This is a genomic window from Pedobacter sp. HDW13, assembly GCF_011303555.1.
Taxonomy (GTDB): Bacteria; Bacteroidota; Bacteroidia; order Sphingobacteriales; family Sphingobacteriaceae; genus Pedobacter.
In genome coordinates, this window is sequence record NZ_CP049868.1 from 425,587 (window position 1) to 442,964 (window position 17,378).

Annotated in this window: 14 protein-coding genes; 7 read left to right on the forward strand and 7 right to left on the reverse strand. The window is 39.1% G+C overall.

Translation table 11 applies throughout. The annotated features are described in order from the left end of the window. The 5 genes from G7074_RS01815 (at position 1) to G7074_RS01835 (ending at position 7,726) form a co-directional block, all read left to right on the forward strand. Complete coding sequence (locus G7074_RS01815; RefSeq protein ID WP_124561287.1) at positions 1 to 1,104, forward strand: LptF/LptG family permease; 1,104 nt, start codon at positions 1 to 3, stop codon at positions 1,102 to 1,104. Positions 1,105 to 1,106: 2 nt separating this feature from the next. Further along, a complete protein-coding gene (locus G7074_RS01820) occupies positions 1,107 to 1,985 on the forward strand; it encodes a DMT family transporter (RefSeq protein WP_166206460.1) in 879 nt (292 codons plus the stop codon). A 1,978-nt stretch (positions 1,986 to 3,963) separates the two neighbouring features. Then, complete coding sequence (locus G7074_RS01825; protein WP_166206463.1) at positions 3,964 to 4,239, forward strand: hypothetical protein; 276 nt, start codon at positions 3,964 to 3,966, stop codon at positions 4,237 to 4,239. A gap of 397 nt (positions 4,240 to 4,636) precedes the next feature. After that, positions 4,637 to 7,441: a hypothetical protein gene (locus G7074_RS01830; protein ID WP_124561290.1), complete on the forward strand. Its 2,805-nt coding sequence runs from the start codon at positions 4,637 to 4,639 to the stop codon at positions 7,439 to 7,441. Positions 7,442 to 7,444: 3 nt separating this feature from the next. Next, positions 7,445 to 7,726 (forward strand): lipopolysaccharide assembly protein LapA domain-containing protein, encoded by a 282-nt coding sequence (locus G7074_RS01835; protein WP_124561291.1) that lies wholly within the window; start codon positions 7,445 to 7,447, stop codon positions 7,724 to 7,726. Positions 7,727 to 7,862: 136 nt separating this feature from the next. Here the strand turns inward: G7074_RS01835 and G7074_RS01840 are convergent, their stop codons facing one another. The 4 genes from G7074_RS01840 to G7074_RS01855 all read right to left on the reverse strand — a co-directional run bounded on the left by G7074_RS01840 (position 7,863) and on the right by G7074_RS01855 (position 12,183). Continuing rightward, the gene (locus G7074_RS01840; RefSeq protein ID WP_166206466.1) at positions 7,863 to 8,162 is read right to left on the reverse strand and encodes a hypothetical protein; all 300 of its coding nucleotides are present in this window, start codon (positions 8,160 to 8,162) and stop codon (positions 7,863 to 7,865) included. A gap of 132 nt (positions 8,163 to 8,294) precedes the next feature. Then, a complete protein-coding gene (locus G7074_RS01845; RefSeq protein ID WP_124561293.1) occupies positions 8,295 to 9,017 on the reverse strand; it encodes a pirin family protein in 723 nt (240 codons plus the stop codon). A 186-nt stretch (positions 9,018 to 9,203) separates the two neighbouring features. Further along, positions 9,204 to 9,887, reverse strand: a complete 684-nt coding sequence (locus G7074_RS01850) for a DNA alkylation repair protein (RefSeq protein WP_124561294.1) — start codon at positions 9,885 to 9,887, stop codon at positions 9,204 to 9,206. Positions 9,888 to 9,930: 43 nt separating this feature from the next. Next, positions 9,931 to 12,183: a family 20 glycosylhydrolase gene (locus tag G7074_RS01855; RefSeq protein ID WP_166206469.1), complete on the reverse strand. Its 2,253-nt coding sequence runs from the start codon at positions 12,181 to 12,183 to the stop codon at positions 9,931 to 9,933. A 182-nt stretch (positions 12,184 to 12,365) separates the two neighbouring features. On the opposite strand from G7074_RS01855, the gene G7074_RS01860 reads away from it, so the two are divergent. After that, positions 12,366 to 13,622, forward strand: coding sequence for a hypothetical protein (locus tag G7074_RS01860; protein WP_166206472.1), 1,257 nt, complete (start codon positions 12,366 to 12,368; stop codon positions 13,620 to 13,622). A 74-nt stretch (positions 13,623 to 13,696) separates the two neighbouring features. Here G7074_RS01860 and G7074_RS01865 read toward each other — a convergent pair whose 3' ends face one another. From G7074_RS01865 to ispE, 3 genes are all read right to left on the reverse strand, one after another. Further along, the gene (locus tag G7074_RS01865) at positions 13,697 to 14,863 is read right to left on the reverse strand and encodes a PLP-dependent aspartate aminotransferase family protein (RefSeq protein WP_124561297.1); all 1,167 of its coding nucleotides are present in this window, start codon (positions 14,861 to 14,863) and stop codon (positions 13,697 to 13,699) included. Positions 14,864 to 14,984: 121 nt separating this feature from the next. Continuing rightward, on the reverse strand, positions 14,985 to 15,401 hold the full coding sequence (locus G7074_RS01870) for an OsmC family protein (protein ID WP_124561298.1): 417 nt from the start codon (positions 15,399 to 15,401) through the stop codon (positions 14,985 to 14,987). A gap of 72 nt (positions 15,402 to 15,473) precedes the next feature. Beyond that, entirely contained in the window at positions 15,474 to 16,277 is an 804-nt protein-coding gene (ispE, locus tag G7074_RS01875; protein WP_124561299.1) for a 4-(cytidine 5'-diphospho)-2-C-methyl-D-erythritol kinase, read from the reverse strand. 199 nt (positions 16,278 to 16,476) lie between these two features. On the opposite strand from ispE, the gene G7074_RS01880 reads away from it, so the two are divergent. Next, the gene (locus G7074_RS01880) at positions 16,477 to 17,271 is read left to right on the forward strand and encodes a thymidylate synthase (protein ID WP_166206475.1); all 795 of its coding nucleotides are present in this window, start codon (positions 16,477 to 16,479) and stop codon (positions 17,269 to 17,271) included. Positions 17,272 to 17,378 lie beyond the last annotated feature (107 nt).

Sequence of the window (17,378 nt, forward strand, 5' to 3'; positions counted from 1 at the left end):
ATGAACATCATCAAAGGCAACATTAAAATTATAGATCGGTACATTATCGGCAAATACCTGGGTACATTTATATATACACTGGCCATTTTTGTGATCATAATTGTAGTGTTCGACCTTTCTGAAAAGATGGACGATTTTATGAAGAGCGGGCTTAGTTTCTGGGGTATCCTAACTAAATATTATGCAGGATCTATCCCCTTTTACGTAAATATGCTCTCGCCGCTGATCAATTTTATTGCGGTAATCTTCTTTACAGCTAAAATGGCCGATCAAACAGAAATTGTACCGATATTAAGTGGTGGAGTAAGCTTTAACCGGTTTTTATTCCCTTATCTGGTTTCAGCAAGCATCATTTTCTCGGCAAACTTGCTATCCAATCTCTACATTTTACCTTATACCAATACCTTAAAAAACCGCTTCGAAAACACATACGTAAAGCGTAACGATCCTTCAACAAAATCCAACATCCACATGAAACTGGATGATAAAACCTATATCTACATTGATAATTTCGACAACAAAACCAACTCAGGTTACCGTTTTTCACTGGATAATTTTAGTGGCGATGTACTAACCAAAAAGATTGTTGCCGAGAATATAAAATGGGACTCGCTTAAGCGCAAATGGCAGTTAACAAATTACTCCATCCGTAAGATTGAAGGGCTCAAAGAGACGATGATTTACGGCAACGGCAAGCTTAAAGATACGATATTAGATATGCGCCCGGACGATTTTTCAGCCTATGATAACGTGGTGCAAAATCTTACTACCAAAGAATTGTCGGATAAGATCAGAAAAGAAAAGATTCGCGGAACAGGCGTTATGAACGATCTACAGTTTGAAAAATATAAACGTTATCTGCACCCACTTTCGGCCTTTGTACTTACCCTGATTGGCGTGGCTTTATCTTCACGTAAAGTGCGTGGAGGTGTCGGAGTATCTTTAGGTATCGGAATCTTCATTAGCTTCGCTTACATCGTATTTAACCAGTTTACACAGATGTTCTCTACCAAGGGAGGTTTGCCTCCCTTTGCAGCGGTAATTATGCCTACTATATTTTTCGGCTTACTAGGCTTTTACCTGCTTAGAAAAGCACCGAAATAACAATGGAAGCAACCAAAAAAAACCTGCTCATCCTCCATCTTACTGTTTTTGTTTGGGGCTTTACAGGTGTATTAGGAAAAGTAATTTCTATCGATGCTGTCCCCATGGTTTGGTACAGGGTGTTAATTGCAGCAGCTACACTTTTTGCCTGGTTTTTAATCACAAGGAAGAACATTAAAATTACCAGAACACAATTTATCCAGTTCTTTTTAACCGGCGCAATTGTAGCTATCCACTGGATATTTTTCTTTCATGCCATTAAGGTCTCCACCGTTTCTGTAACCTTGGTTTGCCTTTCGTCCTTCACTTTATTTACCGCTATTTTAGAGCCGATAATTAAAAAACAACCGATACAAACAGGAGATATTTTTATTGGTCTGCTGATTATTTTAGGCATCTATATGATCTTTAAATTTGAAGGTCAGTATACTTTAGGCATTATTTTCGGATTACTTGCAGCAGTAGCCTCGAGTCTTTTTTCGATCATCAATTCAACGCTGGTTCAAAAAAGCGAGCCTTCAATTATTGGTTTTTACGAATTGCTTGGCGGCCTTTTCTGGATCACTTTATACCGTTTGTACGACGGATCGTTGTTGAGTATGCACTTTAATTTAAGCACCAGCGACTGGTTCTATTTAGCACTTCTAGGTACACTTTGCACCTCGGTTGCCTATGTAGCCGGCGTATCGGTAATGCGCACTTTATCGGCTTTCAGGGTTGCATTAATTACCAATTTAGAACCTGTTTACGGGATCTTACTGGCCTTCATTTTCTTTCAGAATAAGGAACAGATGACCGGTGGATTTTACATCGGTGCAACCATTATCCTGGGAGCTATCTTCCTTTATCCGATCTATAAAAAGCGAAAAAACAAGTTGTAGTTACCGGGCGCAACAACGCTTATTATCTTCATATTTGCTCGCATGCCTTGAATCTTAAACAGATTTAATGCCGGTTTTCGTCTCAACCCATTCCCCGAGCTTTATACAAAAGAAATATATTCCTATTGGTTTAGCTGACTAGTTCCTGCTGGATTTGTGCTAATACGAGCATAAATTTAAGAAGCAACAGACAGTCAAAAAAACCAATGCATCCCAAAGAATACAGATAAGAACCCTACGGATCCGACAAGGTAATTTCTACTAAGCTGAGAAGAAAAAAGATCAAAAACCTAATCAGATTTGCGCCAAACAAACTACTATTGAAACCAAAAAACATAGGTCTATTATAGCCATAAGATCTACTTAAATCTGCGTATGAATCTGTAAAATCTGCGGGAAAATTCAATATAATTTTTAACGGCTAGAATCTTGCAACACTGAAGAAACGATGCCTCTCGCTAAGAAAAAATTTCTAACACAGTAAACCCAAATCAACCGAGTTTAAATGAACTAACTAATTGTCAACACATAAAACCAGAGCCAAATCTAAGTAACCCATTGAGCTAAAAACATGCTTTTGATCTACGCGCCTATAGGATAACAAGAACACGCCTAGCAGGGAAAAAGACGATCAACATTCCAACAAATAAACCGCGTAAACACGCACACTAGTAACGCAAAAGATAAGGCAACAATTAACTTTAACAATCCACTTCCTAAGCAGAATAGGTGTTAAAAAAAGAAGACAGAACTCAAAAAAAGAGGAAACTAAACCGGAGATAAGTAGCCTTGAAAAAGAATAACATTCTCCTAAATACTTTACCAAATGGATTAAAAAAATGGCGAAGCAACAATTACTAATTCAAGATAGCCGTATACTTCTCTTACCAATTAATAAGTTGTTCTGCTTTCCAAATAAGAGCAACAGTCAGTACCGAAAACTAACCAAATTCCCTCCCATTACCTGATCATAACTAATGACAAGAGACGCCTTAAACCAAGGATATTATTAAACTAAAAAAAATGAAAATCTAAAACAAAATAGCCTCAAAAGAAGCAAATGATATTCAGATAAATATTAAAAAAAGGCTAGACAGAATACAATTTCTTCGTTCTAAAAAAGCCTATTTTACTAACCGATATATTACATCAAAATAACTGAAAATACCATCATAAAATCGAGCACCAAAAACTACTAAAAAACATAATAACCACCAACCAATAGAAAGCAAAAAATTAGATCATATTAACACTTGAAACAAAGCAAAAAAAACAAAACAAATCAGGGATAAAACCAACACAAAAAGTCACAAAAAAAACACCAAAACATAAGCCAATTTCACAGGATAAAACCTGTAAAACACCCAGGTGGTTTACAAACATTTTCCTGAAATAAAAAGACATTTTGAGCTATAAAAACGAAAGTAAAAACCACATATTTTTGAACCAAAAGACAGAAAACAAAAAGCACATCGGTTACTTCAAAATGCCCAGCATAGAAAAATTAAAAGAGCAGCTAGCAAAAGATCAATAAAAAACCCTTAAGCGAAATGGTATTATTTAGCAGATCAAAAATCATTTCTCATGATAAAAAAGAGTCAATCATGAGTTAGAAAATCACTCAAACCACAGCATAGAAACAAGCTATTTATTGCCTTTACAAAAGAAGTTTTATCAATAATTGCTTTAAAAACTATGCAAACCCACCCATTGGCTAAAAAGTATAAAAACCAGTCAAAAACACAATTTAAACAGCAATAATGGCACTTTTTACCCCAAAAATACCCGCCCATTAAAAAACACAGCAAAACCCTCTCGTACGGTGAATATCGCAAGGAAATTGCCTTACAAATTGAAATTTCGCTTAATTCCTCGCTTCAAAACAGGCAAAAAGCATACAATTTCACCTCGCACCTAGCTTTTTGAAGCAAGAAAATCGATGTATTTTTTGGATAAAAATCCCTAATCAAGGGTCGAAATGAGTATTAAAAACTGTTTAACGAAAAGACCAAATCGCCTTAAAAAACCGGGGCTTCAACTCGAAGAGTTTGACTACAAATCAAAAATGAAAGTTAAATTACAAATCAAAAACACAAGACATTTTGTCATCAACCTACTCGACAATCTGAAAAACAAATTCCGGCACCACTTACAAAAAGCAAAAAACAAGACTGAATTACCAGGTAAAAACCAGGCTAATTGGGTAGCATCACAATACCAAAAATGCCTACTCTCAAACCGAAATCAAGTCTAAAACGGCCAGGTAAACCGATAGCCAAACACCGTTAATCTACCGTTAAAAACACTTGCATTCTCACCATATTTACGCTGATTTTTTAGACTGTTCACAATCAGAAGACTCCGTTAACAGCTATACATTTTTCAAAATAGGGTGAAAAATTTTTGAAGAAAATCGATTAATAAGTGTAAATTAAACCGTCAAATTACAATAGAAACAAAATGCTTTAATAACACCAATTAAAGCATATTTTTTTGAAAAATTTTTCAATTAAAACAATATTTAATAGATTTAAGTTAAAATCATTAATAATTAAAAATCAATATTTTAAACACCAATAGTTAAATTAAAAATTAACAATTCGGACTACTTGAAATTTTTGAAATACTAAATATTTTAGCAAAGAATTTAAATGAATTTAAAAAAGTCAAACAAAAAATTAATTATCAGCTATTTAAGTGCATTTAGCTTAAGTTTTATTTCACCATCAGTTTTTGGGCAGATTTTCAGCACTGCACAAAACCCACTTAGTGTAAAATGGAACTACATTTTATCAGGAGGCTTTAAAATCATCTATCCCCAGGAACTCGAAAAAGAAGCCCAAAGAATGGCCAATACCCTACCCTATATCTACCCTCAAATAGGACTGGGTTTAAGGCAGCAAAAAACCAGTATTCCGCTTGTGCTACAGAACCGCGGAACAGTGGCCAATGGCTTTGTTCAGCTGGCTCCGAAGAAGTCTGAATTCTATGCTACTCCTCCGCAGTTTTTCGATAGTCAGGACTGGCTAAACAACCTCGCAGTACATGAGCTTAGACACATTGCACAGTTTGACAAATTGACAGGAACGCAAGCACACCCCTTCCCCGAGCTGGTGTACTTCGCTTACTTTGGCGCAGGCATTCCCACCTGGTTTTTCGAAGGTGATGCCGTTGTGAACGAGACCGCACTAACCTACTCGGGCCGGGGCCGCCAGCCCAACTGGATCATGCCTTACCGTACCTCACTTTTGGAAGGCAAAAAAATTAGCTATAGTAAAGCCTATTTCGGATCGAACAAAGACGTTACCCCGGGCTACTACCAAACCGGTTATTTGATGGTGGCCAACCTAAAAGAAAAATACGGGCAATTCATTTCCGACAGCTTGCTTGGCGACATCAGGAAAAGACCGGTCAGACCTTACCCTTTTTCGAACAGCTTAAAAAAATTCACAGCAACCAACACCCGAAAATATTTTCTATCGGTACAAGATCAGGTTACTGAGAAGTGGAAAATGCAGGAAGAAAAATCGGCTACAGAAAGCTATCCAAGTCTGAATAAAAAAACAGCTTTAGCCACAAGCTATTTTTTACCGACACGCATCAATCCAAAACAAATTTTAGCGCTTAAGGAAAGCAAAACAGATGTTCGTTATTTTGTGATTATAAACGAAGATCAAACGGAGAAAAAATTATTCGGAATTGGCTATCAAGAACAGCCTTGGTTTAGCTTAAAAAATGATGTTCTGGTTTGGGATGAAATCCGTTATGATCCACGCTACAAACAACGCAGCTATAGCGTAATCTGTTCATACAATTTGAAGACTAAAAAATTCAAAAAATTAAGCAGTAAAAGCCGCCTCTTCTCTCCCAGCCTTTCTCACGATGGAAAAAAAATTGTGGCAGCCAGTGTTGGGCTGAACAACCAGTTTAATCTGGTAGAGCTTGATGCTACAACCGGGCAAATTTTAAAAAGTCATCCTAATCCGGAAAACGAAATTATCCAAACGCCGTCTTTCGATCAGACCGGAAAAAAGATTACCTATATCGGCGTTACTGAAAAAGGAAAAAATTTATGTCTGATAGATGGTGAACAAAAAACTGCGTTAATTCAAAACAGCCGGCAACAATTGAGCAGACCGGTTTTTATTGACGACAAAATTGCTTTCAACGCGCACTTCAATGGTATCGATAATATTTACGATATCGACATTGCCACTAAAAAAATAAATGCGTTAAGTGCATCTAAATATGGCGCCTTTAACCCAAGCGAAACCAGCGACGGAAAAATGGTTTTTAACGATTACAAAATCAACGGGTATGAAATTGCCGAAAAACAGATTGAAGAAAAACCTGTAGAAGAAAATGCCTTTGTAGATTTTGCAGCAGCGGCAGAGCAGCAAGAACAGACTGGCAATGTTTTCGAAAACATTCCCGATAGCACTTACCAAGCTAAACGCTACCGAACGGCCTTAAATCTTTTCAGTGTTCACAGTATTATTCCGATTATAGATAACGAGTACATTTTTGGCCTGCAACTCGAATCGAACAATTTATTAAACACAATGGACTTTTATACCGGGGCAAAATATCACCGCGATTTAAAGCGTTTTGAATACACGGCAGATATTAGCTATAAAGCACTTTATCCTGTATTAAGCGTTCTGTATCGAAACAGACCAAAACGAACGTTCTACCGTGCTAAAAATGCGGTACAGCAAGGTGATTGGCGCGAACACTATATCAAGTTGAATGCATCGCTCCCGCTTTCGTTTAATGCACGCAATGAGAACTACGCTTTTACGCTGAATGCAGCTACCAGTTTTACGCAACGTTACATGCCCGAGAACATGCCCACTAACTTTATCAGCGAACTCAAATTTCCGATGGAATACAATTTTACTTTTAACCACAGTGTGCGCACTACCGAGAGAGACATTGCGCCAAAGTGGGCTCAGGTTTTCAGGCTTACCTATAACCACCAGCCGTTTGATCAGAATCTGAAAGGTGAAATACTAGCGCTGGAAAGTTTTCTATATTTCCCCGGCCTGGCCAAAAATCATTCTGTTCTGGCGAGCTTCAATTATCAAAAAGCAACAGGCGTAAACCAGTACGCTACCGAAATTGCAACGGTGTACGGCTATAACAATATCCAGGCAAAAAGTAAATTGCAAAACAGCTTGCTTTTGAACTACCGCTTTCCATTTGCCTTTCCGGATTGGGAACTTGGCCCATTGGCTTATGTACGTAATTTCAGGGCGGGTTTATTTTGCCACTACGAGAACATTGGCAAGGGCACAACGTTTAACGATCCTAAAACCTATGGCGTTGAATTAAACACCAGCGTAAACCTTTTGCGCTATCAGCCTGTTGTAGATTTAGGAGCAAGATTGGTTTTTGTTAATCAGATTTACAATCAAAATCCGATATTAGAGTTTTCATTCAATTATAGCTTTTAAACCATGAGTACAAAAACAATTTCGATTATTATTTTAACGGCATTGCTAACCATTTTTTTAATGGTGAATACCGAGCCTGTAGATTTCGACTTTTTGGTTACCACCATTCCGGTATCTAAACTCTTGGTTATTGGTGTCTGCATTATCATTGGTTTCATTATCGGCTTTGTTGTGGGCAGGCCAAGAAAAACAATAAGCAGTTATGATGATGAGATTGAGCGAAAAAATCAGCCGACGGGAAATAAAAAGGAGTTGAGTGATGAGGATAGAGACTACATTAGTTAATGTCAGCTAAATCTTTTAAAAATAAACCGTCATTTCGAGCGGAGTGAAACGGAGTTGAGAAATCTAATTAAAGATCTCTCCCCGCCTGTACGGGCAGCATTACGCTGCGCTCCAGTCGAGATGACGAAATTCTCTTTTACGAATTTAGCGCCGACATAATTTCTCCATACAACAACCCACTACCCCCACCATAATGCTGGATGATTTTTAAGCCGGGCTGAAGCGCGGTAAGTTTCGTCCTTAATACTTTTTCGCATTCAGGGTTTATACCGTTTCCCAGCAAAACCAAATCCACTGTTTGTTTTTCGCAAATGGCAATTGCTTCTTCATCGGCACAAACACAAATGCCCTTCCACACCGGCCTGGCATTGAGTAAGCGATCCATCACAACAGTAATTTCGGCATCCCTCCCGATGTAAAGTATAGTAGTTTGCATAATTGTTTTTTTTAGATTTTAACTCATCATTGCTACAAAAAACAAATCGTCATTCCGACCGCATATTAAGCGAAACCTTTACTCTCTACCTAAAGATTTCTCCGCTACGATCGAAATGACGATTGTTCTAAATTAGTTCAGCTCCATCGGAACATCCATCAACAACACTTCAACATCTGCACTGTTCGCCTGAAAGCTAATGACATCTGTATCCCAAACACCGATAGCATCGCGTTTGCTTAACGTTTGACCGTTGATGGTTACCTCGCCATTGATTACAAAAGCATAAACACCATTTCCAGCTTTTTTGATTTTGTATTCGGTTTCAAATCCGGCATCAAATTTACCTAAGGAGAACCAGGCATCCTGATGGATCCATACGTTGTCATCGCTGGCATTTGGTGACAGGATTTGCTGAAAATTATTGTGACGGGCAGCAACTTCCAAAGTTTTCTGATCGTAACGTGGCGTAACGTTTTTCTTGTTCGGAAACAACCAGATCTGCAATAAATTCAACTCCTCGTCGGCATTGGCATTAAACTCACTATGACTAACGCCTGTACCGGCACTCATTACCTGTATTTCGCCGTTTTTAATTACCGCCGAATTCCCCATGCTATCTTTGTGGGCAATTGCACCAGCTAACGGAATGGTAATGATTTCCATATTATCGTGTGGGTGAGCACCAAAGCCCATTCCACCAGCTATCAAGTCATCATTTAAAACCCTTAACACGCCAAAGTGCATTCTTTCAGGATTGTAATAGTTAGCAAAACTGAATGAGTGGTGTGCATTTAACCAGCCATGATTAGCATGACCGCGGGTGTTTTCTTTGTGCAAAATGAACTGTGACATAAATTTCCTTTCTTGTTTATGATACAAAGTTAATACCACGCCACCACCTGTGCATTGATGTAGGATAAGAAGTGACTGAGCAGAGGGTGGAGAGCGTTGGGCGTAAAGCGCTTTAAATAGTCCACCAAATAAGCAGCTAGCGTTTGGAGTGCACTTTTGGTATCTTTAGTCTTTGGTCCTTAAGCTTTAGTCTTTATTGATTTTGGCCAATACCGCATCGCTGTTCAGTTCTCTCAAAGCATCTAAAGCCACCCAATTTGCCTTTTTATTATTCTGAGCCAGGATATTATTTGCCGTTTGAATGGCATGCTCATGCAGGAATGCATTTCGCTTTCCAATTTGCCTTAACGCCCAGTTAATGGCTTTCTTAACGAAGTTGCGGTTATCGTAAGCTTCGCGCTCAATGACGGGCAAAAAAGCCAGGAAAGTTTCGTTGGGCTCTTTTTTAAGGTGAACCGCAGCTTCGGCTATGAGCACAAAACCCGTACGTTTTACAAATTCTGGTTCGGCTTGCGTAAACTCCAATAGCTTCGACTTAAAATAAGGCGTTTTAACGAAAAGATTTCCACAAGCCTGATCACATATATCCCAGGAACTAAAATCGTTTGTCCAGGCGTTTATTTGCGATACTGTGACCTGTTTATAATCGCCAATAAAAGTGGCCAGCAGGCGTGCTTCATGAAAACCCGTTTCCCAAAGCAACAACGACAGCTCCTGATCTTTACCAATCTGTTTGGCTAGTTTCCGGATGTTTGGCACCCGGATTCCGTAAGCTTTGGAAATATCGATCCCAAAATGGGCCATTTTCTTCAAATATTCAGGCTCGCTAATATTTTTGAGTTCAGAAAGAATAAATTCTAAATCGTTCATGGCTATTTTTTAGAAATTCGGCTTTTTTATGTTTAGCACTCCATTATTCCACAGCAAAATCAGCTGCAGAAACGGCTTTGCGTTTCGATGAACCCATACTATATTCTAACTGCAGGGTATAACCACCGCCACCTTCGAGAAACAAGAGTTCAAAAGGATGATAGCCTTTTTTTAACGCTATTTGAGCAGATTTTTCGATTGCAAAATGCATTCCATCGTTATCAACCAGGGTTTTGTTTTGTATTTTCAACACACTGCCATCGTCAGAACGAAGAAAAAACGAATAAATACCGTCTTCAGCTGCGTAAAAGAATCCTTTATGGCGTGTAGCAAAACTCGCGGCTTTATCTTCAACCGGAATTTCGATAGCAGCTGTGGTTGCAGTTTTCGTTTTATCAGCTTCTGCTATTAAGTTTACCACCTTGTAAAATTTAGGGTAGTAGCTAAAATTTAAACCCGGTTTTGGATGATTAAGCGATATGGCATCAACGTAATCGGTTTGCACATAATTGGCCGTAAAAACATCACCCATCCTGCCGTTAGCTCCAAATATGGCAGCTTTTACGGTTTGCGTTTTATCGATATTAATGGGTTTGATGTATTTTGGAGATCCGATTTTTGGCGTACTTCCATCGGTGGTATAATGCACAACAGCATTTTTAGGCGCTTCGATATTGAGGTAGGCCGATTTTAGAAAAACATTATTTTCGGCAAAGCCTTTAAGATCGGTAAAGCGGTAATTGATGTGCATGGCATCCAAAACTGCAAACTGCTGATCCATTTTCCGGCTAAAGGTTTCGAAATTTTGCTGATGCCCCCATAAAACGTCAGACATGGCCAGCAAACGAGGGAAAAGCATATACTCTAACCTTTGCTCAGACGGGATGTATTCTGTCCAGAGGTTAGCCTGCCCACCTAAAACATATTGTTGTTCGTTTGCATTAAGACCAAAACCAGTTGGATTAAATCCATATACTTTTTGCAGCGAATGTGCATCTTGCTGGGCATCGAAATAACAATATTCACCAGGCGTCATAATCACATAGTTCCCTTTTTCTGCCGCATGTTTGGGTGCTGTTGGTACCCAGGTACGCCAATACATCAGGGTAGCCGTTGGCGAAACACCGCCATCTAAAATTTCATCCCAGCCAATTAGTTTTTTACCTAGGCTATTGAAGTATTTTTCCATCCGTTTAACAAAGTAGCTCTGCACCTCGTCAATGCTTTTCAGGTTCTCGCGTTTCATCAAAGACTCACACTCCGGAATATTCTTCCAGCTGCTTTTTTCAACCTCATCTGCCCCTAAATGGATGTATTTTGAAGGAAACAGCTGTGCAACTTCCTTAAAAACATTTTCTGCAAATTCAAACGTTGTTTCCTTGCAGGGACAAATCGGATCGGTAAAGCTCTTTTCCTTTTGCACTGAACCTGTTGAGGTTAACCACGGAAACTGCCTGGTGGCCGCCTGCATGTGGCCCGGCATATCAATTTCAGGAATGATTTCAATCCCCTTAGCGCTGGCGTAGGCTACCAGCTCCCTGATTTCCTGCTGGGTATAAAAACCACCGTACAATTTTTCTCCGTTAATTACCTTGAAATGCTTTTCGGGTAGTTTGTAATCGGGATTGGTTTCGGCCAGTTTTAAACATGCTGAATCCTGGTTATTCAATTTTCTCCAGGCCCCAACTGTTGTAAGCTCAGGGTATTTTTTGATTTCGATGCGCCAACCCTGATCATCGGTTAAGTGCCAATGGAATTTATTAAACTTATAAAACGAAAGCCTGCCGATAAAGCGGTGTAGATAAGCCATATCAAAAAAATGGCGAGAAACATCAAGATGTACACCCCGCCATGAAAATTTAGGTTGATCTTTTATCTCTAGCGCAGGTAAAGTCCAGGTATTTTTGGTTTTAAATGCATTCGCTCCTGCCAATTGCTTTAGTGTTTGCACAGCCCAAAAAGCACCCAATTTATCGCTAACGGCAATGGTTATTTGTTTAGGATTAATCTGTAAGCGATAAGCTTCTGGTTTTAAACTGGCATCTTTTACAAACAATAGCTTATTGCTTACCCCACTTGCCCTATCTTTCTTCAAAAGCTTAACTTCCTGAGTAGCAATCGCAAAAACACTATCCTGATTACCAACAATGGCCGTACTACCCGAGAAAACAAACTTACCCTGTAGCGTTTTAACTGATTCGGGCTGGGGAAGCATGCTAAGCTCCTGGGCAAAATTAGATTTGGTTATAAAAAAAAGGGCTAAGCCCAGCAGTGCACTGAAATTCTTTATTCTCATTGAGGTAACATTTTGATGATTCATCAAATATAGTTTTTTCGAGGAAAATAGGTTAAACATAACCAATCCTTAACACCCCCTGATTTTTAAGTTTATATATACATTTTAACTTGTTCAAGTTTTACATGCCTAGTTTTTAACCCTAACAACCTTTTAAAACCAATTAAATTTTAAAGAAAATCATGAAGAAAAACATCCTCCTGTTACTATTAGCTTCGTGCTTATTTGCAGTTTCCTGTCAAAAGAACACGTTAACTGAAGAAAAAGCCAGCACAACAAATCAAAAGAAAAACAGTCTCATGGCTACAGCAGCAGAAACCAGTGCTGCTGCCAGTGTTAATGCTTACACCAATACATCGGCTTACATCAATAACGGTTTTACTTTTTTAAACCCAACACAGGTTGATAAAAACCGTGTGGCCATTGGCGGCAGTGCTTATACAGAAGTATATGGTTTTAATATCCCTGAAGAAAATAGGGTTCGCGGTATAAGGTGGAATGAAGATGATGAAACCACGTCTATATGGCGCCCACAGGGAATTGCCGGTTTCTCCAGAAACGGTGTGCGTTATTTGCTGGTTAGCTGGTATGCCAAAGATGCTGCAGAAAGCAAAGGATCGAGAATAACCCTTATCGATATCAGCCCAAGTTCGGCCACTTATTTAACTTACAGACATATTTTACTGGTACAACCCACACTTCCTACCGGCACCTTAGATTATACGCAATATGGCGCTTATGCACCTTTAAATGTGCATGCCGGCGGAATAGCCTACTTTAACGGCAAAGTTTATTTAAGTAGTACCAGCCTTGGATTAAGGGTATTTGATTTAGATAAAATTATTGAAGTAACTACAGGAACCGGCACCGACAGTAAATGCGGCAAGGATGCAAGCGGCAACCTATATGCTTTTAATTACCGTTATATACTTCCGCAAGTAGGTTACTATAAAATTAATGATGCTGACCCCTATTCTACAGTTCAGGTAAATTACGAAAACAACCAGTTATGGACAGGCCAGTACTACGCAGGTAGCGCAGATGCATCGATTGTACCCAAAATTTTCGGATTTCCGATCAACACATCGGGCGAACTGCAAGACTCGGGCATTCAAACCGTAATCCCTAAAAACAGTTTATTTGCTTCAGACCATGCACATGGCATACAAGGCGTGTTTAGAAAAGGCAACAGAACCTGGCTTTCTTGCACCGGATCGCCAAGCGAGTCGTATGGATCTACTGCCCGTTTAGCCAGATATACAGACGGCGATACCAACACTGTGAGATACAGGTGGCCATACGGAGCTGAATCTCTATACTTTGAAGCCCAATACGGATATTTATGGAGTTTAACCGAATTTGAACCCAATGCCGGTGCTAACAATGGCAGTCAGGTTAACCGTTGCATATTTGCAGTAGATTTCTCGAAATACGAATAACAGGCTCAATACAAAACAAAAATGGAGATGCTAAAAAACATCTCCATTTTTACTTATTTATTTTTTAGTAGAACCTAAGCTAAAGCTTGCTCAATATCAGCTAAAATATCATTAATATGTTCTAAACCGATTGACAAGCGGATAGATCCCTGCTCAATACCTACTTCGTTGCGTTGCTCTTCAGTAAGTTTACTGTGCGTACTGGTTGCCGGGTGTGTTGCAATCGAACGTGTATCGGCCAAATTTGCCGAGATCGAGAACATTTGCAAACCATCCATAAATTTACGGGCTGCATCAATACCGCCATCAACCACAATGGTTACAATTCCACCACCCTGTTTCATTTGCTTTTTGGCAATTTCGTACTGTGGGTGCGAAGGTAAAAACGGATATTTCACCAGTTTAATTTTCGGATGTTTTTCTAAATATTCGGCTACTTTTAATGCATTTTCACAATGGCGGTCCATGCGGATAGCCAAAGTTTCTAAACTTTTAGACAAAATCCATGCACTGAACGGCGATAAAGCCGGACCACTGTGACGGGCAAAACCTACCACTTCGGCAATCAGTGCTTTGCTACCTAAAACAATACCACCCAATACGCGCCCTTGTCCATCGATATACTTTGTAGCAGAGTGAATAGAAATGTGTGCACCAAACTGAATGGGTTGTTGCAGGTAAGGCGTAGCAAAACAATTATCAACTACCAGTAAGGTATTGTGTTTTTTGGCCAGATCACCTAAAAACTGGAGATCAATAATATCGATACCTGGATTAGAAGGGGTTTCGACAAAGATCATTTTGGTATTAGGCTTAATCAGACCTTCCCAATCCTGAGGTTTATCTAAATCGGCATAATCAAAAGTTACACCCCAATTCGAAAACACATTGGTTAACAACTGGTGAGTAGAACCAAAAACTGAGCGGCTGGAAACAATATGATCGCCACTTTTTAAGAAAGCCCCGAAAGTGGTGAAAATAGCTGCCATCCCCGTTGCAGTGGCAAAACCATCTTCTGCTCCTTCTAACAGGCACATTTTTTCGATAAACTCTGATGTATTTGGATTTGAATAACGGCTATATACATTCCCCTCTTTTTCGTTGGCAAATAAAGCACGCATTTCTTCCGCATCATCAAACTTATAACTCGAAGTAAGGTAAATTGGTGCCGAATGCTCTTTATGTAAACTTCTTTCGGTTTGAGTGCGTATAGCTATGGTTTCAAAATTTTCAGATTTCATTGTGATTAAGATTTGGGTATTCAAGGTACTTTGGTAGCAAGTATTTAGTATCAAGTACAGAAAACTCATCCTGATACTCAATACTTGCTACCTAATATGTTCTCTTCAACACCCGGTTATGCTATTTATTGATGTTATAAGTAAAGTTAATGGTTGCCGACCGGCCTAAAATATTCGATACCGAGCAGTATTTATCGAAGGTCATTTGGAGTGCTCTTTGTACCTTGGCCTCGCTTAAATTGCCGAAAAGCTCGAAGTTGATATCAATTACATCAAAAATCGGGGGCATTTCTTCGTCCTTACGCGTTGCGTTGATGGCAATTTTAATATCGTTTAAAGGTTCTTTTTGCTTGGTAAGTACGTTAACCATATCTATACCACTGCAACCACCTAAACCAATTAAAAGCATCTCCATTGGTCTAAATCCCTTGCCCTCGCCACCAATAGCAGCCTTTGCATCCAATTCTACAGTAAAACCGCTCTCGTTTTCTGCTTCAAAATTAAATTTACCGCTTTTGCGGATCAGATTGATGTTCATGTTGTCAGCTCCAGATAGTGAGTATCGGGTATCAAGACCTTATGCCTTTTACCTTTTAACCTTCTACCTTATTTAAATATTGTAATAAACCAAGTTGTTTTGTTCCAGTTCAGGCAATTTAACCGCAGTGGGGAAAATTGCAAAAACCGATGAACCGCTACCACTCATTAAAGCGAATGTTGCGCCTGCATCGTATAAACTGGTTTTTATTTGACGAATTTGGGGATACTTTGCGAATACCGATGGTTCGAAATCGTTGATAACCTTATTTTCCCATGTTGTTGGAGGCAAATGTATGATTTCTTTTAATGATTGCAAAGGCTTTTGAGGTTTTACAAGCGCATAAGCATCGGCTGTGCTTACGTGTACGGGCGGTTTTACCAAAACTTTATACCAGGCTGACAAATCAATTTCGCATTTTTCAAATTCGTCGCCCTTATTAAAAGCATAAACCGATTTATTTTCGATAAAGAAAGCGCAATCGGCACCTAGCTTCCGAGCATAACCTTTCATTTGCGAAACCGAAAGCCCCAAACCAAACTTATCGTTGATTAATTTGATTACAAAAGCGCAATCTGCTGATCCTCCTCCCAAACCTGCCCCTACCGGAATATTTTTGAACAGATTAATCTGCTGTGCAGGAATTTCAAAATCAGCCGCAATTAAATGATAGGCTTTTAAACAAAGGTTATCGTTTGCATCTCCCGGAATATCAATACCATGAACTTTACAGGAAGTTGTCGCTGCATCCACAATTTCTACCGCATCTTTAATTTGTACAGGATAAAACACAGTTTCCAGATTGTGATAACCGTCTACCCGTTTTTCGGTGATGTTTAGGCCAAGGTTTATTTTTGCGTTGGGGAAAGCTAGCATGCAGATTTGAGATTTGAGATTTGAGATTTGAGATTTCCCACCCAAAGTCAAATATTGTTCCGACGCAAACATACGATGTTGTATACAAAATAGGCAAAAGTAAACAAGTAAAATTTATTGTTTAAAATTTACATTATGTAGAAAACTAAAAACCACTGACAATGATAAATTTTAGATATTTGTAAATTATCAGAATAGTATGAAACAGTATTTAGATTTAATGCAGCATGTGCTGGATAACGGCGCACAAAAACACGACCGTACAGGAACAGGAACAATCAGTGTTTTTGGCTACCAGATGCGTTTTAACCTGCAAGACGGTTTTCCAATGGTCACCACCAAAAAACTGCACTTAAAATCTATTATACATGAACTGATCTGGTTTTTAACTGGCGACACCAATATTAAATACCTTAAAGATAACGGCGTACGCATTTGGGACGAGTGGGCGGATGAAGACGGCAACCTGGGACCGGTTTATGGCTCGCAATGGAGAAGCTGGCCTACTCCTGATGGGCAGCACATTGATCAGATTACCAATATCATCAACACAATCAAAAACAATCCCGATTCGCGTCGCATTATTGTTTCGGCCTGGAATGTAGCCGAGATCGAAAATATGGCCTTGCCTCCATGCCATGCTTTTTTTCAATTTTATGTAGCCGATGGTAAATTAAGCTGTCAGCTGTATCAGCGCAGTGCAGATATTTTTCTGGGCGTACCTTTTAACATTGCCTCATACGCCTTATTAACCATGATGGTAGCGCAGGTTTGCGGTTTACAGGCCGGCGATTTTATCCACACCCTTGGCGATGCACATTTATATAATAACCATATCGAACAGGCCAACCTACAATTAAGCCGCGAACCTAAACCACTTCCAACCATGAAAATCAATCCGGATGTTAAAAGCATCTTCGATTTTAAGTTTGAAGACTTTACGCTTGAAAACTATGAGGCACATCCTCATATTAAAGGTATAGTAGCGGTATAGCCATACCCAGCTTATTAAAACAATTGACACGTTTTACAGAGGTGATGTTAACTACTATGTCAAAAAAAATTTAATACAATTATTCTCATCATAAATCTAAATTAAAA